We start from the raw sequence: 25,039 nt of genomic DNA, 5'->3' as shown, positions 1-25,039 counted from the left end.
AATCTAATAAACCCTTCAATTACTGAAAGGGCTCAATAATAGCTATCAAACCCTTTATCTAGCAACAAACAATTAGAAAGTGCTTAGAAAGTATTACCAATTTGGAACTGGACTTTTTCAGTTTCATCACCATCTTTATCACCGATAGGAACAGCATAGCTCAGAGAAATCGGACCGATTGGCGTATACCAAGTTACGCCTAAACCAGCACTAAAGCGGAGTTTATTATCTTGTGTTAGTAGTGGCACGCCTGTATCAGTATTATCAATAGGGTTAATAAACGTACGATCTTCTTTGTCCGTCGTATCAAAGACCTGACCACCTTCAGCAAATAGTACCGGACGCACCTGATCTGCCCAATCCCCTTTAAATGGCATTGGCAAGATTAATTCCGTACCAAAGCTTACTAATGCATTACCACCAATCTCTTCTGGCTTTAATGTACCAGGTTTATCACTGACGGCATCATAGTAGCTTTGCGATTTTGGTCCAAGGGTTGAAGCTTCGTAACCACGTACTGAACCATAACCACCGGCATAGAAGTTTTCATAGAAGGGTAAGTCATTACCATAGCCAAGCTTAGTATAGCCGCGCGCGACCCAATCTTTATAAATAGGTTGATAAATATTGCCACGATAAACCAGTTTTTGATAACTGGCATCACCCAGACCAATGGTCGCATCTACCGTATGGCTCATGCCTTTATTTGGAAATACTGGGCGATCTAGGGTGCTGTAATCCCAGCCAAATAGTAGGTTGTAACTTTGATATTCATTTTTAAAGCCAGTACGACCAGAGAACTCATTGTCATCGTTAATGTATTTCTCGAACGTACCACCATCATCAATGATCTGCTGAACGTTTGATACACCAAGACGGCTACCACCACGTACAGTCGTGTTATCAACGTTTAAGCCGGCACTAACGCGTTTGGTTTCATCAACCGGATAGCTGTAATTAAGCGTTGCACCATAAGCATCGGTGACATAGTTACTAACGTTTCTGTCATCGTATTTGGTCTCACGATAATAGGCACTGATGCCTTGTGATACACCATTTTCTGTAAAGTATGGATCGGTATAGCCCAAGCTATAAGAATCACGCGTTTCTGAGCGTGACAAAGCAGCTTTAACGCGGTTACCGGTACCCATAAAGTTGTTTTGGGTCAGGTCTAACTGGAAGGTCACACCGCCACTTTGTGAATAACCGGCGGCAATGGTTGAGCTACCAGAAGGCTGCTCTTCAACCGTGTAATTTACATCCACTTGATCTGGCTGATTAGGGACTGGCTTCACATCGACATTGACGCCTTTAAAGAAACCTGTGCGCATTAGACGCGTACGTGACAGCTGAATTTTGTCACTAGAAGCAAGTGATCCTTCTAATTGACGCATTTCACGGCGCAGTACTTCATCTTGGGTTTTTAAGTTACCGGTAAAATTGATACGGCGAACATAAATAGGACGTGCAGGATCAATATAGTAATCAATATCGACTACTTTAGTCTCATCGTTGATACGCGGTACAGGTCTAATTTGCGCTAAATAATAACCTTCATTACCATAACGGCTTTTAAGAGCGGCTGTTGTGGCATCAAGTTTGGCTTGTGAGTATTTTTCATTAGGGGCAAAAGTGACCAGCTCTTTTAGCTCACTGGTTTCAAAAGTTGGCTTGCCTAAGAAATTAATTTCGCCAAACTGATATTGTTCGCCTTCGCTAAGACTGACCTCGATAAAGACACTGCTTTTATCTTCACTGATATTGAGCACCGCATTGTCTACCGAAAAACGCACATAACCATCGTTTTGATAGAGGGCTTTTAGACTTTCTAAACTGGCTGCTAGCTTTTCTTTAGCGTAACGATCAGACTTAGACAACAGACGTGTCCATGAAGATTCTTTTACCGCAAATACCTCTTTAATCTCTTTATCACTAAAATGTTTGTTACCAATGATATTGATATCGACAACTTTAGCAGGCTTACCTTCAATAAAGCGCACGTCAAGTTTTACGCGATTGCCATCAAGCAGCGTCTGATCGACTTCAATATTACTATTGTAATAACCTTGGCTAATATATTGCTGTTGTAGCTCGTTTGCCACGCCCTGTAAAGTAGCTTGCTTAAGCACATCGCCAACAGACAATCCAGCGTTGCTAAGCCCTTGCTCGAGCCCTTCTTTTGGGATGAGTTTGTTGCCTTCAAAGTTCACTTCAGCGATCGTTGGGCGTTCAACAACGTCAAAGCGCAGCTTACCACCTTCAATACGACTTTGAATATCTGCAAAGTTTTCAGTCGCATATAACGCTTTGATACTAGCGGCAAGGCTCGCATCATTGACCGTATCACCCACCGAAATAGGTAATACCGGATAGAGACTATCAGGAGTTAGGCGTTGTAGACCATTAAAGCCAATATCAGTGACCACAAATTCTGCAGCTTGAACCGGCATACTCATCATCGCTACAACTAACGGCAACCCAGCCGCGCTCATAAATAAAGGCGTACGCATAAACACTATCCGTCAATAAAAAACTTGCTTAAGTTAAGTTAAAAAGCACATGTTGTCCAGCCTATTTCGCGTAACGTCGTTAACGCGCTCATGGCAGACTCAGGACACTTTATATAAAACGCATCATAAAATAAACTAAAAAATAAAATTAGTACAGTAGCGACGCTATAAAAGCGATGGCATATTAGCCTAATAATCAATACATGATAAGCGCACAACCGTTAGGTTATCGTGCCTTACCTACTAAGCCAGCCTAATCCCAATCAAAATAGTCGACTGATATCATTACCAATTGCTAACACCATGAAACCTGCCAGCAAGAGTAAGCCAATATTCAATCCCACCATTTGTACACCTTCAGAGAGTGGCTTACCCCGTATCAGTTCGATGAGGTAGTACACAATATGACCGCCATCTAATACAGGAATAGGTAAAAGATTCAATACAGCGAGGCTTAAGCTGATCAAAGCGGCCGTAGATAATACCATTTGCCAGCTAATATCAAAGCTTTGTTTGGCAACTTTTGCAATGGTTATTGGACCTGATAAATTCTCAAGACCAATCATACCTGATAGCATCTTGCCCATCGAGCTGACGGTCATGACTGCTAATTGCTCAGTCTTCTCAAACGATTTGACTAATGACTCGCCAGGACCATAAACGACAGTGGTTTTATAGGCATCAGGAATGACAATTTCAGACTGTGCCACCATAGCACCAATCTGCCCATAATCGTTACCTAAATTGTCTTTTTTACCTTGCGGCATGATCTGTAATTGTACAGATTTACCGTCACGTAATACGGTGAAGTTAAGCAAAGCCTCAGGACTATCTCGGATAATACGGGTGGCACTGATCCAATCTTTGATTGCTTCTCCATTAATCGCAGTGATACGGTCACCAACCTTTAAGCCTTGACGACTAGCAGCGCCATCAGGCGTCAAATCACCAACGATCGGTTCAATCTGCGGCTGCCACGGTATCATACCAAAGCTCGACAAGGCATCTTTACCTTGTGCCGCGCCTTGCATAAACTCTTTAACGGGTGCTTGATAAGTTTTGGTCGAATCAGTCGAAGCATTTAAACCATTGGCTTTTGCCTCTGATTGCAAAGTGACACTCACATTATCCGTCTCGCCCATGCGCCCAGCAAGGCGATAGTTAATGCCTTCCCATGTTTGTACTTCATGACCATCAATGGCAATGATTTTATCGCCGACAGGCAGCTGTGCTATCGCAGCAGGCGTATCTGGTAATACTTGACCAATCTTGGTAGCGAGCTGCTCTGATGGGGTCATAAACAACACCCAAAACAGTACAATCGCAATGACAAAATTCATGATAGGACCAGCGGCGACAATCGCTATTTTCTTTAGTGGATGCTGACGATTAAATGCTAAATGCTGCTCTTCTTTTGCCACCTCGCCTTCACGCTCATCAAGCATCTTGACGTAACCACCGAGTGGCAAGGCTGAAATACGATAATCAATGCCGCTTTTTTTGCTGGTCCAGCCAAAGAGTTTGGGCCCAAAACCGATAGAATACGTGAGCACTTTCACGCCGCAGAGTCGCGCCACAATATAGTGACCCCACTCATGTAAAGCAATGAGCGGACCTAAGACAAATATTGCCGCAAGCAGCGTTAATAAAAACGTCATGATCTTTTCTCAGTATTTTTATCAGTATCTTTTATCAATATTTTTTATAAATTGAATAATGGTGCTTGATACGCTTAGGTCATTTTTGCTACAAACTCATTGGTATGACGACGTGCTATTTTATCAATGGCTAAAATCTCATCAATATCGGCAGTTTCATTTAATAGTGGCACTTGTATCTCATTCAGCGCTTGCTCATTAAGATCAGCAATATCAGTCAAGCGAATTTTACCTTCTAAAAATGCAGCAACCGCAATCTCATTAGCAGCGTTTAATACAATCGTCGCTTGTGTACCAGCTTGCATTGCTTGACGCGCAAGATGCAAACAGGCAAATTTCTGCAAATCTGGTTTAATAAACTCTAGACCACTTAACGCAAATAAGTCTAATGGCTGCGAGCCACTATCAATACGATTGGGATAGCTGAGCGCATGAGCAATGGGCGTTTTCATATCGGGACTGCCCAGCTGCGCCAAAAAGCTACCATCACTATATTCTACCATTGAGTGAATGATACTTTGTGGATGAATGACCACATTTATCTTATTTTCAGGTAAATCAAATAAATGGCAAGCTTCAATCAGCTCAAGTCCCTTATTCATCATCGTGGCAGAGTCGACTGATATTTTTTGTCCCATCGACCAGTTTGGATGTTTGACTGCTTCAGCAACGCTAGCTTGCTGCATCTGAGCAAACGACTGCTGCAAAAATGGCCCACCAGAGGCGGTCAACCATAACTTGCGTACACCATGATCTGACTGATGAATTTGGGTATTGTCTTGTTGAATAGCAGACGGTAAACATTGGAAAATAGCATTGTGTTCTGAGTCGATGGGCAACAAGATTGCATGATGCGTTTTGACAGCGCTGATCATCACTTGCCCTGCCATCACTAGCGCTTCTTTATTCGCCAGTAAAATACGCTTGCCTGCACGGGCTGCTGCTAATGTAGAAGGCAGTCCTGCAGCACCCACGATAGCCGCGACGACGGTATCGGTTTGCGAGTCAGTAGCAATATCTATCAACCCTGCTGCGCCGCCTACCACCTCAATATTCAGACCTGCCGCACTGAGACGCTGGGCGAAGTCATCGACTGCTGCTGTCGGTACGCTGACACGCTTGGGCAAGAACTGCTGGCAGAGTGCAAATAGTTTATCTAAACGATGATAGCCTGATAAGGCATAAACGTCGTAATGCTGTGGTTGCGCCGCCAAGATTGCTAACGTGCTATCGCCAATCGAGCCTGTCGCGCCTAGTACGGCGATGCGTTGGGTCATAACCATCGGTGCCTATAAATAATACGGTGGAAAATTAAATAAGAAATCAAGAAAACACTTGATAAATGAGACTAAAAATCAGCTCAGCTTACCTACTATAAAATAAGCATACGCTTCAATCTTAAACCACTATTAACCCTAACTGCTGTAGCGCCCAAAAACCAAGCGCAAATATCGGGGTGGCAGACAACAGCGAATCAATACGGTCAAGTACACCACCATGTCCAGGTAGTATCGTTCCTGAATCTTTGACATCAGCGCGACGTTTGAGCATCGACTCAAATAAATCACCCAGTACTGAGGCCAAAATCGTCAGCGCTGATAATGCCACAAATGCGATTAAAGGCAGGCCAGTCAGTTGCAGCTTAAACACACTGATCACCACAACGACTAGTAAACCAGTGACTAAGCCGCCCGCCAGTCCTTCCATACTTTTATTAGGAGAGACATTTGGTGCCATTTTGCGGCGACCGAGCTTGCGTCCAACAAAGTAAGCGCCACTATCGGCACACCATACCAATAAGAAGACATAGAGCAGCCACCATGCTGACAATTGCCATAAGTAGAACATAGCAGTAATGGCTGCCGTTAAAATAACTGCGCCCATCAATGCCAATTGCTTACCATACCAATTGGTCTTTGTTGGAAAAACCCTTACCCAAGAAAGCGCCATTAACCATATAACGAGAGAGGCAACCCACCAAAACAACCAAGTCACTTTGAACATGAGCGACACTAATGTCAGTACCAACACCAATAGTACAAATAGCGCAGGCTGCCGCCATTTTGGCATCAACTTCGTCCACTCATGCGCCGCGATAATCACGCCGATGGCCAATAGCGGTGCAAATAAAATAGGACTTTGGCTCGCAAACATTGCAATACCAACGATAATAACGAGAACAATTGCCGTCTTAATTCGTTGCCACATACGTATCGAGCCTTATAATAATGAAGAACATTTGGTCAAAATACAGTATAACTGCTCACTATAATAGTCCATTGATAGCGATTAATGCTAATTAAAGCCGCCTAATGTTTCCTAAACAACGGGAAACTGAGTCTTTAATGCGCTCTAATAAAGCGTTTTTAAGACTGTTATTATTTTAAAAATCCTGTTGTTCTGTCACTATTTGTTCGCTAGTTTTACCAAAGCGGCGTTGACGTTGGGCGAATTCCTCTATCATCGCTGCAAGCTCATTTACGGTAAAGTCTGGCCACAGTGTTTGAGTAAAAAACAATTCAGCATAAGCTGATTGCCATAGTAGGAAATTAGAGAGACGATACTCGCCGCCAGTACGTATCAACATATCTACCGCTGGCGCATCTGCCAACTGCACGTATTGATCCAGCATCTCTTTATTAATATCTTCAGCACGCAACTGCCCTGCCTGCACTTGCCGTGCCAGCTGTTTGGCTGCATGAGCGATATCCCACTGACCACCATAACTGATTGCAATTACTAATGTCATGGCTTCAAAATCTGCTGTTTTTGTTTCAGCATCTACCATCAATACTTGCAAGTCATCACTAAGCTGACTACGATCACCGATAAAACGCAATCGAATGTGGTACTTCAACATCCGTGGCATTTGCTCGTTGATGGTCAAGCTGAGTAGATGCATAAGCAATGCCACCTCAGTCGGTGGCCGTTGCCAGTTTTCACTTGAAAAGGCAAATACCGTTAAAACCTCAATACCAGTACTCACACAATACTCGACAATAGGATCTAGCGCATCTTTGCCAGCGACATGTCCTTGACCTTTGCCTAAATTATTGACTTTACCATAACGGTTATTACCGTCCATGATAATAGCGATGTGCCGAGGAAGAAGTGCTGGAGCTAAAGTATCTGAAATAGACATAGGCTAACTTGCTTGTTGTTGAAGTAAAATAATCATAGCGCACGCTATAGCACATAAAAACATACTACGTAAAATTCACAGATTTATCATAAACCAGCTATAAAATAAAAAAAGTGCCTGCAAGCAGGTTAACGGCAAGCATTAAAAACACCTTACCTTGCTTAATGACATCTCAGTCGTCTATAGGTCAATAAAAAGCCAATAGCAATGCAGTATTGGCTTTTTAATTAACAGCTGACTTTAAATGACTTATCTTAGATGGCTGCGTACTTATAGTACGTGCATTTTAAACGAAAACGAACAGACGAATAACTTTTACACGGCCATTAACTCGGTTTCTTTTTTACTCAGACGGCTATCGATAGTCTCAATAAATTTGTCAGTAATTTTTTGAATATCATCACTGGCGCGGCGCTCGTCATCTTCTGATATCTCTTTTTCTTTTGCCAATTCTTTAATATCATTCATCATATCACGGCGGATATTACGGATAGAAACACGGCTGTTCTCTGCTTCTCCGCGCGCAAGCTTTTGCATATCGCGGCGTGTATCTTCTGTCAACGCTGGCATCGGTACACGAATCACATCAGCGGTCATTGGATTCAAACCCAAATCTGCTTCGCGAATGGCTTTATCGATCGCTTGTACCATCGTACGCTCAAACGGCTGAACGAGTAGCGTACGCGAGTCTTCGACGTTAACACTCGCCACTTGATTCAAAGGTGTAGGCGACCCGTAGTAGCTAACCATCACACCTGACAACATACCTGGATGCGCGCGTCCTGTACGGACTTTACTAAAGGTACTCTCAAGCGCTTCTAAAGTTTTTTGCATGCGCGCTTCGCCGTCTTGCTTAATTTCATTAATCATCATGTATCCTTATTTATCGCTATCGATAAATCATTCATTATTGTTAATTATAAAAACTATTAAGGTATTCATTGCCAGATAAGTAATTACTGAATCTCTACTCGTCTTATTATCATGCCAACGACTGCTATATTAATGATAAACACGTGTGCCTTCATTTTCGCCCATGATGACATTTAATAAAGCATTAGGCTTGGTCATATCAAATACTTGTAGCGGCACGTTATGCTCACGGCATAAAGCAATGGCTGTTAAATCCATCACGCCGAGTTTCTGCTCTAACACTTCATCAAAAGTTAAACCGTCATATTTAACCGCATCAGCATGTAAGCTTGGGTCTTTGTCATAAACACCATCAACTTTGGTCGCTTTTAAAATTAAGCCAGCTTCGATTTCAATACCGCGCAAGCAAGCAGCTGTATCAGTGGTAAAGAAAGGATTGCCGGTACCCGCAACAAAGATACAAACTTCGCCGTTTTTAAGGTAGCGAATCGCATTACGGCTGCTATAGCTTTCGGTCACTTCACCAATCGGCAGTGCTGACATCAAACGTGTTTTAATATTACGGCGCTCAAGGGCATCACGCATCGCCAGACCATTCATGACAGTCGCTAGCATACCCATTTGATCGCCGGTAACCCGACCAACCAAGCCTTCTTTTTGTAATTGAGCACCGCGATATAAGTTACCACCGCCGACCACGATACCAACTTGCACACCAAGACCACGCAGATGGGCGATAGATAAACTCATTTTATCGAGCACTTCGCTATCAATACCCATTTCTTTACCACCGGCTAAAGCTTCACCAGAGAGTTTAAGCAAGATACGTGAGTAACGCGGGTTTTTGTCAGACATGAGGTCACCTTGTTAGCATTAAATTATAATTAAAGTTATCGGTAAAATACAAATAGATTTTGGCTTTGGGCTCGTCTATAACGCCATAATCGATGGTAAGCGTATAAAAGACTAAATTGCGCTAATTGTAGCAAAAACTGCCCACTGTTGGGCAATTTTCACGCGCCTATCGTGTTGGATGGTTAACCCTTATAACTGGCAAATAAGTCATATTCGCTGGCATCATCAATAGTAACCGTTAAGAACTGCCCTACTTTCACCGCAGCAGTAATGTCATCGACATAGACGTGACCGTCAATCTCAGGCGCATCAGCATAGCTACGGCAAATCGCAACACCCTCATCAAAATCAATCTCATCGACCAATACCATTAAGGTTTTACCGATTTTTTCTTGCAGTTTTTGCGCAGAGATATCTTGCTGTAACGTCATCAAACGCTCGTAACGCTCTTGCTTAATGGCTTCAGGTACATGATTAGGCAAGTCATTAGCAACCGCGCCTTCCACTTCCGAATAAGTAAAAGCACCAACGCGATCAAGACGTGCCTCGACTAACCAGTCAAGCAGACATTGGAAATCTTCTTCAGTCTCACCTGGGAAGCCAACAACGAAGGTTGAGCGAATCACGATATCAGGACAAATCTCACGCCATGCGTGAATACGCGCCAAGGTATTTTCGCTATGCGCAGGACGCTTCATGGCTTTTAAGATGCTATGACTGGCATGCTGAAAGGGAATGTCAAGGTAAGGCAGCAGCTTCTTTTCACCCATCAATTGAACGACTTTATCGACATGCGGATACGGATAGACATAATGCAGACGTACCCAAATACCCAAATCGTTCAACGCTTGGCATAAGTCATAAAATTTAGACTTCAGCGGCATACCATTCCAAAAGCTGGTTTTATATTTTAAATCTAAACCATACGCTGACGTATCTTGCGAGATAATTAGCAGCTCTTTGACGCCAGCGTTCTTCAGCGCCATGGCTTCATTCATCACGCTATCAATCGGACGCGAAACCAAATCACCGCGTAAGCTTGGAATAATGCAAAAAGTACAACGATGATTACAGCCTTCTGATATTTTCAGATAAGCATAATGACTGGGCGTTAATTTGATACCCGCCTCATTAATCAAATCTATCTTAGGATTATAATCTTTATCATTACTGCGATCAGGCTTAGGCACATGCAGCGCAACTGCTCTAATCACTTCGTCATAAGCGTGCGCGCCGGTCACTGCTAATACCGCAGGATGCATTGCACGGATTTTATCCGCTTCTTTACCGAGGCAACCAGTAACGATAACTTTACCGTTTTTGCTAATCGCCTCACCGATGGCATCTAGCGACTCTTGTACCGCTGATTCAATAAAGCCGCAAGTATTGACGATGACTAAATCTGCGCCTTCATAGTCGCTGGCGACTTGATAACCATCACGGCTCAGCTCAGTAATAATGCGCTCACTATCCACCAAGGCTTTTGGGCAACCTAGCGATACAAAACCAATCTTTGGCGCTGCCGTTGTTGGACTAGAGGCTGTCGCGCTGGTGGTTGCATGTATAGTCGCATCACCACTTTGGGCAATACTACGGTTTTGATTATGATTGGCTTTATGATGGTAAGGCTCGACATTATCTGTCTTAAGCTGCTCTTGCACCATTGCTGGCTTGGCAGGATTAAAAATGGTGGCAGTGTCTTTTGGCATAGAAGCTGTTGACATAGAAGCTGGCTGTGAGGTAGTGATAGTCGTGTTAACGGACTCGGTAGAAGTTTTGGGCATGGCTGACCTTGCTAGAGATAAATTGGCTGTGCGCATTGTACGTTTTTTTTGTGATAATCACCAGTTTTGCCGCTCTATAGTGTTGATTTATGGTTAAATATTATATCGAGTATCTCGCTATCCTAGGCATTACTAATGACAGCTGATTTTGTAAGCGCAAAACCGACCCCTGACCTAGCATTTATATCACAGCATTTGTTTACGGCTATCTTATGGATCAATGACGAGCTGTCTATTACTTGGCTAAACGCCCAAGCTGAGCAACTACTCGCTATCAGTAGTGGACGATTACTCAATCAATCTATATTGATACTGCTTGCACCTAATGAGTTAACGTTAAAAGAAAACCCTAACATTAATAACAGCGATGGCGATGAGCAAATTCGCCCTTTAACGGCAAGATTTAATCAGGCGCAGCATTATCAACAACCCTTTATCGATCATGATTACCTTATAAACAGCCAATTAAATGGTCATTCACCCCTCTCAGTCGACTATAGCGTCACGCCTGTCGTTTATCAGCAGCGAAGCTATTTTATTATCGAGATGTGGGGCAAAGATCGCCAAAGTCGTATTTCAGAGGAGCAGCGCCAACAGCAGCAATATAGCGTTGCCCGGCATATGCTGCGCTCAGTCGCCCATGAAATCAAAAATCCGCTTGCTGGCATACGCGGCGCGGCGCAATTATTGCAACGTCAATTTATCAAATTTAGTGACATTTCTATTGTTAACAGCAGTCCTTCTACTCTTAATAGCAATTTCCCTGCTGCTATTAACAATGCAAACTCTGTTTTAAACCCCCTTTCAAACGCTAATAACAACCTACAAAAAACTGCATCAAAACTACGTAGCTATACCGATATCATCATCTCGGAGACCGACCGCTTAACTGCACTTATTGGGCAATTCCTTGGCCCCAGTCAATTACCAAATTGGCAAATCCTCAATATTCATGAACCGTTAGAACATGTTTTAGCCTTGATAGTCCATCAGTATCCACAAGTGATACTACAGCGTGATTATGACTTGTCGTTGCCTGAATTATGTGCTGATAAAGACCAGTTGATTCAAGTGTTTTTAAACCTGATTAATAACGCTTGTGAATCGATGACCGAATTTGAACAAGTACTTCAGCAGAATACGTCTACTGAATTGAGTCGCTTACCATCAAATATCACGCCATTGAGTACTAACGGTAACTATGGTAGCTATCAACCCAAACTATATATTCAAACACGAGTTGTCTTTCAGCATACGATTGGTGGGCAGCAGCACAAACAAGTCCTGCAAGTCACTATCACCGATAACGGCCCAGGGATTGATCCAGCATTGATCGGACAAATATTTTTCCCCATGGTGACCAGCCGTGCTACAGGGACTGGCCTTGGCTTATCGATTGTGCAGGATATCATCAGCCGTCATCATGGTATGATTGATGTTAGCTCTAACCAATCACAAAACCCTAACTATAGTCGTCAGAATAACCAAAAAAAACATCATAACAATACCAATAGTCAGACGTGTTTTACACTTTACCTGCCTTTTCGTCAGCCCATAATTGAGGCGTAAGCGACAGTGCTATTTAACACTGCTCACTCGCAAAATGCTGAATCATAAACTGAACCAATCCATTGCTCATTAGGCCTGATAAATGACTAAATATAACGACAACCATACACCTAAAAGCGATAATCAAACGTCAAACGATCAAATAATGAGTGACCGAGCTATTAATAATAAAACAATAAAAGTAACGGTCAATAATGCCACTGATGATAATACGGCGACTTTATGGTTGATCGATGACGATCCAGCACTGCGTTTGGTATTGGCGGACACTTTTGAAGATGCTGGTCTTATCGTTATCAGCTTTACCCAAGCGCAGGCAGCATGGACACGTCTCAATGATATCTTGCAACAGCGAGAGTCAGCCGCGCAGTTACCTGATGTGATATTGACTGATATTCGTATGCCTTTAATGGATGGCTTGTCCTTTAGTGATTGGGTGAATCAACATTTTCCTAAGCTGCCAATCGTGATTATGACGGCGCATTCAGACCTTACTTCTGCCATTAATAGCTATCAGACAGGTGCATTTGAATATCTGCCGAAGCCCTTTGATTTGGATGATGCCGTCGCAACGATTTATAAAGCGATTAATTATCAACCCAATATGGTTGTAGAAAATCATACAATTGGGTCTGATACGCATACAAAACCCAATGCCAAAACTAAGCATCAAAACCGTACTAATAAAGAAGCTAAAAATAACGTTGAGGTTAAAACTGATACCAAAGCTAACGACAACCCGAGCGGTATCATTGGTCAATCGCAAGCGATGCAGACGGTATTTCGCGCCATTGGCAGATTGGCGCACTCGCCTATTACTGTCTTAATCACGGGTGAATCAGGTACGGGTAAAGAATTGGTCGCTGGCGCTTTGCATCAGCATTCACCGCGTCAGCAGCAGCCTTTTATTGCCCTTAATATGGCGGCAATTCCACATGATTTGATTGAGTCTGAGCTATTCGGCCACGAAAAAGGGGCGTTTACTGGCGCGACGACGATGCGTCAAGGTCGTTTTGAGCAGGCGGATGGCGGCACGTTATTTTTGGATGAAATCGGTGATATGCCGTTTAGTACCCAAACACGGCTGCTAAGAGTACTGGCCAATGGAGAGTTTTATCGCGTGGGTGGGCAGCAGCCTGTCAAAGTAAATGTACGTATCATCGCCGCTACTCACCAAAATTTAGAAGAGCTGGTCAAGCAAGGCAAGTTCCGTGAGGATTTATTTTATCGGCTTAATGTCATACGTTTACCGCTGCCACCACTACGAACACGGCGCGAGGACATTCCAGCGTTAGCGACTTATTTTATGCAGCGCGCTGCTGAACAGATGCATACAGCACCAAAGCAGCTACATCCTACGGCGCTAGAGATTATGCAGTTTTTTGAATGGCGCGGTAATGTCCGTCAACTTGAAAATGTTTGCCTATGGTTGACGGTGATGACAACTGGCGATACGGTCATGATTGATGACTTACCACCAGAGCTGCTCGAAAGTCTCTCCTCTACTCTAGAGCCGCATCAAGAACAAAGCTTAGCGTCATTGCAACTTGCTCAAAACCATCAAATTCATGAAAGCCCAAGTTGGCAGCAAGCCTTGGCTGACTGGGCTGAGCAATCGCTAAAGACTGGAGAAACCGACATTTTGCAGACGGCAACACCTGAGTTTGAGCGTGTCTTAATTACGGCAGCGCTCAATCATAGTGGCGGAAAAAAGATAGCAGCAGCCAACTTGCTCGGTTGGGGGCGCAATACACTGACACGCAAGTTGCAGCAATTAGATATCTCTTCATTAGAACAACAAAGCAAATAAGAATTAAAGACGCAAAAATATCAGATAAAAATCATAGCAATATCAGCTATTTATAATAAATAGTAAAATTAATTGTTAAATAACTCAAAATAGTTGCAAATAGGGGTTGCCAAACTACTCAAACTCTATATAATAGCCAACCACTGAGACGCACTACCGAATCAGTTAACTGTCTAGATAGCATTTGAATTTAACTGCTTTTGATGATAGAGTAACGAAAATGGGGCTGTGGCGGAATTGGTAGACGCACTAGATTTAGGTTCTAGCGCCGCAAGGTGTGAGAGTTCGAGTCTCTCCAGCCCCACCATTTTCGGATAGTACATCTTAGATCAAATATCAAAACCTGCTTTTTAGCAGGTTTTTTTGTGTTTGGGGTTTATGTAAAATACCTATTAGAGGCATAAAATGACTGGTTTAAAACGATGAATAAAGGATTTTGGCTGACGGTAGGTCTACTGGTGCTATTAGCAGCTAGTCTTTTTGGGCTTCGCAGCCTATATAAACCCGCTATTTCAGCTGGTGCAGGTACAGACTCGAATACCAAGGTTATGATGAGCTTAGATAAATTTAGTGGCTTTCACCATGATGCAGAGATACTTTTAGAAAAGTTAACCGTTCTAAAGACAGGGATGGAAAGCGCGATTGCTACCCAAGATAGCAAACTATTAACAAGCACTATAAGCAACACTTATAGAATCATAGATAATGTGAATGTCAATCGTCTGCCAACCATTGCACCTTTTGAGGTTTGTGATGAGGCATTAAACACATTGAGCCTCTATACTATTAGCGCTAAGGCAAATTACTCCCATACTAACAAAACAAATATAGATCAGGTTAATGAATTGAGAGATACGTTTAATATTCAGTTTGCTCAGTGTCAAAGCATCGTTAATGATAAGTCTGTTGAAGCGCTCTATCAAGACTATCAGTAGTACGCTTTACTTATTTTTCAATAATGTTAAATCCCTCAAAATCTCCTTCATATTTTGATATCGCCTCTCCATTTGCTTCGCCAAGGCCTTATCAATAATATATTGATAACGACTGTATTCTGATGGAAATTTTGGTACAGGCTGTTGGCAATGCTGAGTTGCCCACTCAATCATTGGATCGCTACTTTCAATATTTACCTTAAATGGGCGCTTTCCCATTAATATCTCATACATCATTATTCCAAACGCATAGATATCACTTTGCAGTGTTGCACCCTGTCCTTGCCAGCGCTCAGGTGCAAGATACGCGGGCGTACCGGCAAGATTTACCGCCATTGATTTATTAATTGACGCGGCTAAGGCAAAATCGGTCAATAATAAATTAGGCATGATGCTGCTATTATCAGCATCATTCGTCAAGAAACCATCGAGTAAAATATTACTCGGTTTAATATCATTATATAGCCAGCCCGCTTTATGTAGATTGGCTATCAGATGTGCAGTCTGCACGATGAAACGATGCTTTATTTTATCAGTTAATAATAAATGCTTTTGAGCGCTAAGCTGATTCGCCAAGCTACCGTTTGGATAATAAGGCATGACAATGATAGTCAGCTGCTGAGACTGCTCTAATATTTGAACTGTTAGGTTTTCATAAGCTAACATTAGCGGTGCGATAGCGGCATGGTTATTTTGATTTTTTGATAAAGCATTTAAATATTTTAAAACGTCGGCTTCATGAATTAAATGAGATGCGCCTTGACTGACATCAGCACTTAACTGCCATTTAATCATCACGCAACCAAACTGCGGATGCTGAGCGCGCGTTAACCCTTGATAAACGATTAATATCTTAGCGTCGATTTGGTTTTTTTGCTGACTATCTTGCTGACTAATACGCTGATGCGTTATTTCATAATATAGCAATGCTGATAACGCTTGAGTAATAATTGGCAGTAGCTGCTGAGATTGCGCCTGTAACGCTTGTATAATAGACGGATTACTGGCACTATTTTTCATAGTATTCTTTTTAATAGTGCTGTTTTTAATGGCCCTATTTTTAATGGTGCTGTTTTTCATGCTACAGTGAAGCCCTTATTAAATTGCTATTGCCTAACTTAAACACAACCTTAACTGCTAGAGTCATTATGTCGCAACCATCTAATTTATCTCAGAATCCTGCTAATTATGCCCTGCCTGACCATTTATTGGAGTTACTCAGTCAATATTTGCAAGCGCAGGTCACGCCAACGATTGAGATTGATCCTACACAATTGGCTTATCGCTGGGTCGGTGGTCACAATGGTCACTTGGAGCCATTAGCGGTCAACTTGTTTTTAAGTTTAGATGACTTGCATGGTATCGACACTCAAAAGTCAAAACTGGTACAAAATACGCGCCAATTCCTAAAAGGCTATCCAGCCAATCATGTCCTGATGACAGGAACACGCGGCGCTGGTAAGTCTTCATTGATTCGAGCATTGCTACAAGCCTATCATAATCAAGGTTTACGCATTATTGAAATTGCCCGTGATGATCTAAAAGTGCTGGATAAAATACGTGCAGCGATAAAGGCGCTACCAGCTGATTGTAAATGCCGCTACGTGGTGTACTGTGATGATTTGGCATTTAACGGTCAAGATGAAAGCTACCGTACGCTAAAAAGTGTCTTGGATGGTGCCCTTGATTCAGAGCAAGACAAATTATTGGTCTATGCCACCAGTAACCGCCGCCACTTATTGCCACAATTGATGAAAGACAACGTCAATATTTATAATGGTCAGACTGATGAGGTCAATCCTTACGAGACTATTGATGAGACGGTGTCGCTATCTGATCGCTTTGGCCTCTGGCTATCCTTTCATCCGATGGATCAAACGACTTATTTACAAATAGTTCGCCATTACTTATCTATCCAGCAAAAGCACATCATAGATAGCGTGGGTAATACGACTGTTAATGGTGATAGCAATCTTGAAACACAGGACGTTGAAATAGCTAACATCGAAGTAACTAATAAAGCACTCCCTGATAATATTAGAGCAGCGGCACTACGCTGGGCAGCAGAGCGTGGTGGTCGCTCTGGTCGAGTGGCTTATCAGTTTAGCCGTTACTGGATAGGACAATCAAAGCTGGCTGCTGAAGACAGTCTTAACGTTTAATTGTTTCTCATTTAGTTATTTCTCATTGTCGCGTGCAGATCCTACATACTGCACGCGGTTATTCTCTTTACCGTCTCCCAAATCAGCTGCACCATTGACCGCATATTGTGCAAAGTCTGCCGCTAGCCATAAATTACCTTTATAAGCACTCTCGGCATCTATACGGATATGCGCCATGTTTGGCGTACGGCTACTCGCATTATCAAAGCTTTGATAACGAGCACTAAAATGGGTCAAAATTAAATTTTTGAGTCCGACATTCTGAGCAAATTTTCCAAGCAATTGCGCACTGCTGTGCATGGGATCAAAGTCTGGGTTTTTACCCTGAATCTTAAGTAACACTTCATGAGTATAAGTGGCTTCATGCACCAATAAATCAGCATCTTTGACAACGTCGAATAGTAAATTTGGACTGTCATTATCCCCAGCTATTACTACCCGTGTACGCTGTACATCATTATCAACGTAGTCTCCTGAAAGGATTTTACGTCCATTATCGGTCATCACATCTTCACCGTGTTGCAGTTTGCCCCACAGTGCGCTTGCTGGAATGCCATCTGCTGTCAATTTATCTTTATTAAGCGTGCGACGATTAATAGTTTGAGTAATACCAAAGCCATAAGAGGCGACTCGATGTGATAACGGCGTGATATCAATATCCAGCTGATGCTGTGAGTCCAGACAGAGACTAATCTTGCCATCTTGCTGAGATAATAAATCTTCTATCGCCATAAAGTTGATGACAAAGGGTAATTCTAATTCTGTGGTTAGCATAATAGCATCAAGCAGCGTAGCAATTGCTTTTGGCGCAATGAGTGTTAGCGGTGCGTGGCGGCCTGACATCGCCGCACTCGCCAGCAGCCCTGGCAGACCATAACAATGATCACCATGTACATGGGTGATGCAAATCACGGCTAACTGATGTAAAGATAACTTGCTATGTAATAGCTGATGCTGGGTGCCTTCACCGCAATCAATCAATAACCACAGTCGTGACTTTTTATTTTGGCTAGCATTTTGGCCGGTATGTTGGTTGTTATCCTGATCCTGCTGTCGACTCGAGCCAACCAAATAAGGATTAAGACACTCAATCGCCAACGCCGTCACGTTACGCTGCTTGGTTGGCACACCTGCCGAGGTACCCAAAAAGGTTAACTTTAGCATCGACTATCTTCCTTACTTATTAATCTCACTTTTTATGACAATTGACATAGCATGGTTCTTTGCCCTTCAACCATTTGCCCGCCATTGGCAGTGCACTCATTAATCATATTGGACTCATAGGATTTCCAACCGCCATAAAAGCTGGCCAGGCACAGCAAAACCACCAGTAATTTTTGTGACCATGCTTTGACAGATACCTGCTGGCTATTGGCATGTACAGTATCAATTTGTTGTTCAGCAGCACTATCTGTATGAGTATTTTTGGGATTATATTTATTCAGGTCTGTCATTAATTTATCCTAAAAAAGGTTTTGCTTATAAATAAACAAAACCTTTTATTTTAATATTAAACTCAGTGTTTATCACTGATATGGTTGATTAAATGCTAGTACTTAAAACTTAACACGACCACCTTTATCTTCTGCTCGCTTAAAGGCATCACGTTCTTCACAGCGTTTGAGCCAATTTAAGATATTGGCATATTTACTGCTATTTAAGCCTGAACCTGCATTGGCACCAACGACTGCAAGGTGCATCTGAATATCAGCGGCGCTAAATTCTGTACCAGCAAACCAATGATTATCTTGTAAATGCTGCTCCATCATCGTCAATATAGCATCCAAGCTATTGCTTATCATGCTTTTTTCGACTTGATTTCTAATGCTTTTACTCACAGGCTTGATGAGCATAGGCGACTGCTCAACCACTTTAGTGAAGACCAAACGCATGACCAATGGCGGCATCACTGACGCTTCAGCAAAGTGTAGCCAAAAAGTATAAGCTTCCCACGCGGCCTCATTGTCATCAGCTGGCTTAAATTGCTTTTCTGTATCATAGTGCTTTAATAAATACTCGATGATAAATCCTGATTCAATCAGCACACGGTCGTCTACTTCTAACATTGGTGCATGACCGAGCGGATGGATTTGCTTCAAACTATCCGGTGCACGATACGCCTTATTGCGCTCATAACAAGTCAATTTATAATCGATGTTAAGCTCTTCTAACAGCCATAAGATGCGGAATGAGCGTGAGTTTGCTAAATGATGAAGGTGTAACATAAACAATCCTTGTAATAAGTTTTTGTAGTTCGCTATTATACTTTATAGATAGCTTTTAAACAGAAAATCCCGATTTAAGTCAATTATAACAGTGATTGATAATAATGTACTTAATTGCTGTTTTATCGCCTTGCCATATAGCCTTGTAGCTTAGTAGTTAGTAGTTAGTAGTTAGTAGCTTAGTAATAAAAAACAGTCATAAAAGCAGCGATAACACTTGATGATAAACAATATTTCTTAAGTGAAGTTTAAATATTAATACCATATACAATTAACACTGGTCTCAATACTTATTTTGAATCTAACGCTTCAATTTTACGAGTAATCTTATCTATTTTTTGTTGATACTTTCTGATTTTACGGAAACGACGCGCCTTTAATACACCCTCTATACGATAATCTTTTAAACGACGACGCGGTGGAAATCCGCCCACTTGCGGCTCTCGGTAGCCATGTAAATGATTGTCACGACGACGAATAAGATAGCCTTTGATACTATCAATAATCATGATACATAATGCCAAAGTAATCATGCCATACATAAATAAAGAACCACCTTCATCCAAGCTTTGATTTAAGATGGTAATGGATAATACAAATAACAGCATGGGCTCTACATAGCTGAGCGCCCCAAATAGCGAAACAGGTAGCTTACTACTGGCAATCATGGTCAGCGACATGGCAAGCGCACTAAAAGCACCGAGCAGTGGCAATAAATACCAAAACTTGCTGGCTTGTGCCGCCATGCTAAAGCCGCCACTAACATAAAGCATAATCAGTACCACAGGCGTGAGCAAGGTCAAATCTGATAACAAACCCGTAATTGGCGGTACAGCAAGCTTACGTCGTAAAAGATAATAAGGCGGATAACCCAAGCACACAAACAAAGTCACCCAAGATACGCTACCGTATTGAAATATATCATAGCCAATACCAAGCGCTGCACAGAGCGCTGCGAGCCACTGTAGTGTACTCATATCCTCATGATAAAAAAAACGTCCGACTATTATCATCACCAGCGGCAATAAGAAATAGCCCAACGTGACATCAAGACCGAAACCATTCACCGGTCCCCACATAAACAGCCAAATCTGCCCACCCAAAATCGGTGTTGGTAATATAAAGATAATCCACTCTTTTATGGACTTTAATGTTTTTAGATAATCAAAGACATGTTGCCACTGCTTGGTGAAGCTGACTAATATCACTAAGCTCAAGAGCATCATTAATATGCGCCATGAAGCTACTTGCGTACCCGATAACGGCAGCATAAATAGCCCAAATAAGAACATCAATGAAAATAAAAAACTTGATGATATCGAAGCTAAAGTTCCCTGAAAGGTTTGGTTGGTCGTAAGCATAACAACAGCCTTAATAAATAGAAAAAAACAAAAGCCTCCAACGATAACGTCAGAGGCTTTTTCTAGAACAGTGATGCAAAAACCAGATCAAAAAGCTATCTAATAAAAGCGTTATTCGTCAGTGTCAGTTTCTGAATGATTAGACTCATTGACATCTGTTTCTGCAGCATCAATATTTGCCGCATCAATATCGATCTGCTCTTGACCTTCTACATCAAACGTACCGTCTTCTCTCATCGCATCGACTAGCTCGTTGTCGCCTTCTTCGTGTTCAACACGCGCCATAGCGACCAGCTTCTCATCTTTTGACAGACGAATTAAGGTAACACCTTGAGTATTACGACCCGAACTGGCGACATGCTGCACTGGCGTACGGACTAGTGTGCCTTTATCTGATATTAAGATAATATCGTCTTCAGGCTCGACCTTGGTCGCACGAACTAGCGCACCATTACGCTCACTAGTTTTAATAGCGATAACGCCGCCACCGCCACGTCCTTGCTTATTAAATTCTTCAATAAAGGTACGTTTACCAAAACCGTTTTCACAAGCAATCAGAATTTCGCGTACGTCATCTTCGATAACCACCAATGACTTAATAAACTCATCATTAGCCAAACGCATACCACGAACGCCTTTTGCCGTACGACCCATAGCGCGCGCATCATTTTCATCAAAACGGATGGCTTTACCACTTGAGGCAAACAACATCACCTCTTGGCTACCGTCAGTGATACGAGCGCTTACCAATTTATCGCCTTCTTCTAGACCAACGGCAATAAGACCGTTTGAGCGAATATTGGCAAACTGCTTGAGCTCTACACGCTTCACCGTACCATTGGCTGTCGCAAAGAATACAAACGGTGGCTGTGCTTCATTGCTGCTTTCTAATGAATCATCATCACTATCGCTATCTGTATGATCGGTAGCATCTACTATTGACATCTCGTCTTTTGCAGATAACTCTTCCACTATTTTTGGAATGGGCAATATCGTCGTGACTGTCTCATCAGCATTCAAGCCAATAAGATTGACTAATGGACGACCACGGGCGCCGCGACTGGCAATAGGTACTTCAAAACCGCGTAAGCTAAACACACGACCCGTATCTGTGAAGCACAGTACTGTCGAGTGAGTAGAGGTTACGACTAAATGGTCAATCACATCGTCTTCTTTCATGGCGGTCGCAGATTTACCTTTACCGCCACGTTTTTGCGCCACATAATCGTCGATAGGCTGCGTTTTAGCATAACCCGTACGCGATACGGTCATCACGACGGTTTGTTCAGGAATCAAATCTTCGCGGCTAAAGTCAGTACGCGAATCAACGATATCCGTACGGCGCTCATCACCAAAGTTGTCACGAATCTCAATCATCTCGTTAGAAATAATGGTCATTAGCTTGTCAAAATCACCAAGAATAGACTCTAAATTCGCGATTTCACGTAATAGATCCTGATATTCTTCGGTCAATTTATCTTGCTCAAGACCCGTTAGACGATGTAATTGCATGTCTAAAATGGCATTGACCTGCTCCAGTGATAAACGATAGCGCTGCTCACCTGCATTTTGATCATCAATGAGACCAAACGGTGCTTTTGGATCTTCACCTTCGATATAATCAGGTCGTACTGACTGGCTACCAGCCGCCTCTAGCATGGCGACTACACTACCTGAGCCCCAGGTATTGTCTAGTAAGTTTTCACGAGCCATAGCGCGACTAGCGGACGCTTTAATAGCCGCAATAATCTCGTCGATATTCGCCAGTGCAACGGTTAAGCCTTCGAGCAAATGACCACGAACGCGCGCTTTATTAAGCTCATAAATAGTGCGGCGGGTCACGACTTCTTGACGATGGCGTACAAAGGCAGCAATCAGCTGACGCAACGTCAATAGCTTTGGCTGACCATTATCGAGCGCCACCATATTGATACTAAAGCTGGACTCAAGTGGCGTTTGTAGAAACAAGTTATTAACAATAACTTCGGCTGTTTCGCCGCGGCGCAAGTCAATAGCAATACGCATACCGTCTTTATCAGACTCATCACGTATTTCGCTAATGCCTTCAATCTTTTTGTCGCGTACTAGTTCAGCAATACGCTCAATCATCTTAGCTTTATTAGATTGGTACGGTACTTCGGTGAAGACAATACGCTCACGATCACGATTGACACCGGTGTCCGTCATTGGCTCAATATGATAGCGACCGCGAATATGTAAACGACCTTTACCCGTACGATAGGCGTCTAAAATACCCGCGCGACCATAAATAATACCGCCTGTAGGAAAGTCAGGACCTGAGATATGCGTCATCAGCTCCTCAGCAGAGATTTGCGGATTGTTGGCATACGCCAAGCAAGCATTGATGACTTCGGTCAGGTTATGCGGCGCCATATTGGTCGCCATACCAACGGCAATACCAGTTGCACCATTGACCAGCAAGTTAGGAACGCGTGCCGGCATGACGCTAGGCATACGCTCAGAACCATCGTAGTTATCTTCCCAATCGACGGTGTCTTTATCCAAATCTGCCAGCATTTGATGGGTCAGCTTGGTCATACGCACTTCGGTATAACGCATTGCTGCCGGTGGATCATCATCGATCGAGCCAAAGTTACCTTGACCATCAACCATAGGATAACGCAAGCTAAAATCCTGCGCCATCCGCACAATTGCATCATAAACCGCACTATCGCCATGCGGGTGATATTTACCGATGACGTCCCCGACCACACGCGCTGATTTTTTGTATGGCTTGTTGTAGTCGTTAGATAGCACGTGCATAGCGTACATCACACGGCGGTGTACAGGCTTGAAGCCATCACGCACATCAGGCAGCGCACGTGAGACGATCACGCTCATCGCATAATCCAGATAGGATTGCTTTAGTTCATCTACGATGCCAATAGGACTGACCGATTCGCTCATATACACTCCCTCACTCATATTTTTTTCTAATGTTGACACTTTTTCTAGAGACTCTTTTTCTAGAGACAATTATAACTTATACAAAAATATAGCGACATAAATGCGCAGCTACTATCAAAATATAAACCATAAAAAAAGCACTGCTAAGCGTGCAAAACAATAGGAAAATGGCGATAGTTTTAATGTTTAATAAAAGAAGCTATTTTAGCACAAATTTGTTGATTTAGGGGTATCTAGATGCCATTAAAATCAAGCAAAACAGCTCATTAACGGTCTTTTTTTAATCTAATCACAACTGTTAAAACGACTTTAACGCCATACTTGTTTGGACTGGCTGATTTTGCTATTTCTACAAGCAAATTGACCCTCTTTTAAACCGTTGAATACCTCGAGTATGATGTAATAGCAAACATGCTGTATCTCTCAACCAACCCTAGCTTAGCCCCATGCTTTATTGTACGATACACCACAATATGCAACTTGATAAAATATCATACTCTAAGACAAATAAGCCTTATGCAAAATCACAATCAAGATATTAACAATAGCCAAAAAGCAGATGCAGAAGAAACTGCGCGCACCGATCGCAGCTTTGATGCGATTGCTGATCATTTTGAAAAAAAGGTCTATGGTGGCTTAAAAGGGGATATTCGGCTGGCAGTATTGCGCCGTGATATTTTTGAATATAGCGTGCAGATGAGTAAAACGCTTGGGCGACCCTTACGTATTTTAGATGTAGGCGCAGGGCTTGCACAGATTGCGATTGAGCTTGCCACTCAAGGACATACGCTGGTTATTAATGATATCTCAGCCAATATGCTGGAAAAAGCAAAAGTAAGTGTCGATCAAAATAAGGGGAAATTGGATATCACTTGGTATGTATGTCCGTATCAAGAACTCGAAGAGAAGCTTGCTGATAAAACGGAGAAATTCGACTTAATTATGTGCCACGCCCTGCTTGAATGGTTGGCGGAACCAGCGGCGGTGATGGATTTTTTTGACCGCCATCTGACTGAGAATGGTGCCATTTCGCTGTGTTTTTATAATCCAGCCAGCTTTGATTATCGCAATCTCATTATGGGTAACTTTAACCTATTAGATAACACTGAATATAAAGCGGACAACAATAAAAGCCTGACGCCAAATCATCCAGTCGCAAAAGAAGAAGTGGAATCTTGGTTAGAGGCGCATCATTATCATACGGTACTTACCAGTGGTCTGCGCGTA

Annotated in this window: 19 protein-coding genes and 1 tRNA gene; 6 read left to right on the top strand and 14 right to left on the bottom strand. The window is 42.6% G+C overall.

From position 1 onward, the window contains the following. Positions 1-83: 83 nt before the first annotated feature. The 8 genes from bamA to rimO form a co-directional block, all read right to left on the bottom strand. Positions 84-2,510, bottom strand: a complete 2,427-nt coding sequence (gene bamA, locus CAN34_RS00550; RefSeq protein WP_089553991.1) for an outer membrane protein assembly factor BamA — start codon at positions 2,508-2,510, stop codon at positions 84-86. Between the two features lie 263 nt (positions 2,511-2,773). Further along, the gene (rseP, locus tag CAN34_RS00545; protein ID WP_089553990.1) at positions 2,774-4,168 is read right to left on the bottom strand and encodes an RIP metalloprotease RseP; all 1,395 of its coding nucleotides are present in this window, start codon (positions 4,166-4,168) and stop codon (positions 2,774-2,776) included. 74 nt (positions 4,169-4,242) lie between these two features. Further along, the gene (ispC, locus tag CAN34_RS00540; RefSeq protein WP_089553989.1) at positions 4,243-5,451 is read right to left on the bottom strand and encodes a 1-deoxy-D-xylulose-5-phosphate reductoisomerase; all 1,209 of its coding nucleotides are present in this window, start codon (positions 5,449-5,451) and stop codon (positions 4,243-4,245) included. A 115-nt stretch (positions 5,452-5,566) separates the two neighbouring features. Continuing rightward, positions 5,567-6,376: a phosphatidate cytidylyltransferase gene (locus CAN34_RS00535; protein ID WP_089553988.1), complete on the bottom strand. Its 810-nt coding sequence runs from the start codon at positions 6,374-6,376 to the stop codon at positions 5,567-5,569. Positions 6,377-6,551: 175 nt separating this feature from the next. Next, on the bottom strand, positions 6,552-7,310 hold the full coding sequence (gene uppS, locus CAN34_RS00530) for a polyprenyl diphosphate synthase (RefSeq protein ID WP_089553987.1): 759 nt from the start codon (positions 7,308-7,310) through the stop codon (positions 6,552-6,554). A gap of 315 nt (positions 7,311-7,625) precedes the next feature. Continuing rightward, on the bottom strand, positions 7,626-8,180 hold the full coding sequence (frr, locus tag CAN34_RS00525) for a ribosome recycling factor (protein ID WP_079692226.1): 555 nt from the start codon (positions 8,178-8,180) through the stop codon (positions 7,626-7,628). Between the two features lie 132 nt (positions 8,181-8,312). After that, a complete protein-coding gene (gene pyrH / locus CAN34_RS00520; RefSeq protein ID WP_079692227.1) occupies positions 8,313-9,038 on the bottom strand; it encodes a UMP kinase in 726 nt (241 codons plus the stop codon). A gap of 182 nt (positions 9,039-9,220) precedes the next feature. Then, a complete protein-coding gene (gene rimO / locus CAN34_RS00515) occupies positions 9,221-10,822 on the bottom strand; it encodes a 30S ribosomal protein S12 methylthiotransferase RimO (protein WP_089553986.1) in 1,602 nt (533 codons plus the stop codon). A gap of 135 nt (positions 10,823-10,957) precedes the next feature. On the opposite strand from rimO, the gene CAN34_RS00510 reads away from it, so the two are divergent. The 4 genes from CAN34_RS00510 (at position 10,958) to CAN34_RS00495 (ending at position 15,136) form a co-directional block, all read left to right on the top strand. Continuing rightward, a complete protein-coding gene (locus CAN34_RS00510; protein ID WP_089553985.1) occupies positions 10,958-12,391 on the top strand; it encodes a nitrogen regulation protein NR(II) in 1,434 nt (477 codons plus the stop codon). 82 nt (positions 12,392-12,473) lie between these two features. Continuing rightward, on the top strand, positions 12,474-14,201 hold the full coding sequence (locus tag CAN34_RS00505; protein ID WP_174668327.1) for a sigma 54-interacting transcriptional regulator: 1,728 nt from the start codon (positions 12,474-12,476) through the stop codon (positions 14,199-14,201). A gap of 222 nt (positions 14,202-14,423) precedes the next feature. Next, positions 14,424-14,508 (top strand) — tRNA-Leu (locus tag CAN34_RS00500). A 115-nt stretch (positions 14,509-14,623) separates the two neighbouring features. Next, positions 14,624-15,136, top strand: a complete 513-nt coding sequence (locus CAN34_RS00495) for a hypothetical protein (protein ID WP_089553984.1) — start codon at positions 14,624-14,626, stop codon at positions 15,134-15,136. Between the two features lie 6 nt (positions 15,137-15,142). On the opposite strand, the gene CAN34_RS00490 is transcribed toward CAN34_RS00495, so the two are convergent. Then, positions 15,143-16,216, bottom strand: a complete 1,074-nt coding sequence (locus CAN34_RS00490; RefSeq protein WP_254423032.1) for a serine/threonine-protein kinase — start codon at positions 16,214-16,216, stop codon at positions 15,143-15,145. A gap of 68 nt (positions 16,217-16,284) precedes the next feature. Here CAN34_RS00490 and CAN34_RS00485 point away from each other — a divergent pair, with 68 nt between their 5' ends. Further along, a complete protein-coding gene (locus tag CAN34_RS00485) occupies positions 16,285-17,298 on the top strand; it encodes an ATP-binding protein (RefSeq protein ID WP_089553983.1) in 1,014 nt (337 codons plus the stop codon). Positions 17,299-17,313: 15 nt separating this feature from the next. Here the strand turns inward: CAN34_RS00485 and CAN34_RS00480 are convergent, their stop codons facing one another. The 5 genes from CAN34_RS00480 to gyrA form a co-directional block, all read right to left on the bottom strand. Beyond that, complete coding sequence (locus CAN34_RS00480; RefSeq protein WP_089553982.1) at positions 17,314-18,462, bottom strand: ribonuclease Z; 1,149 nt, start codon at positions 18,460-18,462, stop codon at positions 17,314-17,316. A gap of 32 nt (positions 18,463-18,494) precedes the next feature. After that, positions 18,495-18,752, bottom strand: a complete 258-nt coding sequence (locus tag CAN34_RS00475; RefSeq protein WP_089553981.1) for a hypothetical protein — start codon at positions 18,750-18,752, stop codon at positions 18,495-18,497. Between the two features lie 102 nt (positions 18,753-18,854). Then, complete coding sequence (locus tag CAN34_RS00470) at positions 18,855-19,523, bottom strand: glutathione S-transferase (protein ID WP_079692235.1); 669 nt, start codon at positions 19,521-19,523, stop codon at positions 18,855-18,857. A gap of 290 nt (positions 19,524-19,813) precedes the next feature. Then, complete coding sequence (gene rarD / locus CAN34_RS00465) at positions 19,814-20,884, bottom strand: EamA family transporter RarD (RefSeq protein ID WP_089553980.1); 1,071 nt, start codon at positions 20,882-20,884, stop codon at positions 19,814-19,816. Positions 20,885-20,995: 111 nt separating this feature from the next. Then, positions 20,996-23,812, bottom strand: a complete 2,817-nt coding sequence (gene gyrA, locus CAN34_RS00460) for a DNA gyrase subunit A (protein ID WP_089553979.1) — start codon at positions 23,810-23,812, stop codon at positions 20,996-20,998. 516 nt (positions 23,813-24,328) lie between these two features. On the opposite strand from gyrA, the gene CAN34_RS00455 reads away from it, so the two are divergent. Continuing rightward, on the top strand, positions 24,329-25,039 hold a 711-nt coding region (locus tag CAN34_RS00455), incomplete at its 3' end, for a methyltransferase domain-containing protein (protein WP_089553978.1).

The sequence above is a fragment of the Psychrobacter sp. DAB_AL32B genome, from assembly GCF_002224105.1.
Lineage (GTDB): Bacteria > Pseudomonadota > Gammaproteobacteria > Pseudomonadales > Moraxellaceae > Psychrobacter.
The sequence above is the reverse complement of the archived record's forward strand: the minus strand, read 5'-3'. Positions and strand labels throughout refer to the sequence as shown.

Excerpts from the sequence above, each read along its gene's own strand:
- CAN34_RS00505 (WP_174668327.1), top strand. The coding sequence starts at position 12,474 with ATGACTAAATATAACGACAACCATACACCTAAAAGCGATAATCAAACG.
- CAN34_RS00475 (WP_089553981.1), bottom strand. The coding sequence starts at position 18,752 with ATGACAGACCTGAATAAATATAATCCCAAAAATACTCATACAGATAGT.
- CAN34_RS00485 (WP_089553983.1), top strand. The coding sequence starts at position 16,285 with ATGTCGCAACCATCTAATTTATCTCAGAATCCTGCTAATTATGCCCTG.
- rarD (WP_089553980.1), bottom strand. The coding sequence starts at position 20,884 with ATGCTTACGACCAACCAAACCTTTCAGGGAACTTTAGCTTCGATATCA.
- CAN34_RS00480 (WP_089553982.1), bottom strand. The coding sequence starts at position 18,462 with ATGCTAAAGTTAACCTTTTTGGGTACCTCGGCAGGTGTGCCAACCAAG.
- CAN34_RS00510 (WP_089553985.1), top strand. The coding sequence starts at position 10,958 with ATGACAGCTGATTTTGTAAGCGCAAAACCGACCCCTGACCTAGCATTT.
- rimO (WP_089553986.1), bottom strand. The coding sequence starts at position 10,822 with ATGCCCAAAACTTCTACCGAGTCCGTTAACACGACTATCACTACCTCA.
- ispC (WP_089553989.1), bottom strand. The coding sequence starts at position 5,451 with ATGGTTATGACCCAACGCATCGCCGTACTAGGCGCGACAGGCTCGATT.
- CAN34_RS00490 (WP_254423032.1), bottom strand. The coding sequence starts at position 16,216 with ATGAAAAACAGCACCATTAAAAATAGGGCCATTAAAAACAGCACTATT.
- bamA (WP_089553991.1), bottom strand. The coding sequence starts at position 2,510 with ATGCGTACGCCTTTATTTATGAGCGCGGCTGGGTTGCCGTTAGTTGTA.
- gyrA (WP_089553979.1), bottom strand. The coding sequence starts at position 23,812 with ATGAGCGAATCGGTCAGTCCTATTGGCATCGTAGATGAACTAAAGCAA.
- rseP (WP_089553990.1), bottom strand. The coding sequence starts at position 4,168 with ATGACGTTTTTATTAACGCTGCTTGCGGCAATATTTGTCTTAGGTCCG.
- uppS (WP_089553987.1), bottom strand. The coding sequence starts at position 7,310 with ATGTCTATTTCAGATACTTTAGCTCCAGCACTTCTTCCTCGGCACATC.
- CAN34_RS00495 (WP_089553984.1), top strand. The coding sequence starts at position 14,624 with ATGAATAAAGGATTTTGGCTGACGGTAGGTCTACTGGTGCTATTAGCA.
- CAN34_RS00470 (WP_079692235.1), bottom strand. The coding sequence starts at position 19,523 with ATGTTACACCTTCATCATTTAGCAAACTCACGCTCATTCCGCATCTTA.
- CAN34_RS00535 (WP_089553988.1), bottom strand. The coding sequence starts at position 6,376 with ATGTGGCAACGAATTAAGACGGCAATTGTTCTCGTTATTATCGTTGGT.
- pyrH (WP_079692227.1), bottom strand. The coding sequence starts at position 9,038 with ATGTCTGACAAAAACCCGCGTTACTCACGTATCTTGCTTAAACTCTCT.
- frr (WP_079692226.1), bottom strand. The coding sequence starts at position 8,180 with ATGATTAATGAAATTAAGCAAGACGGCGAAGCGCGCATGCAAAAAACT.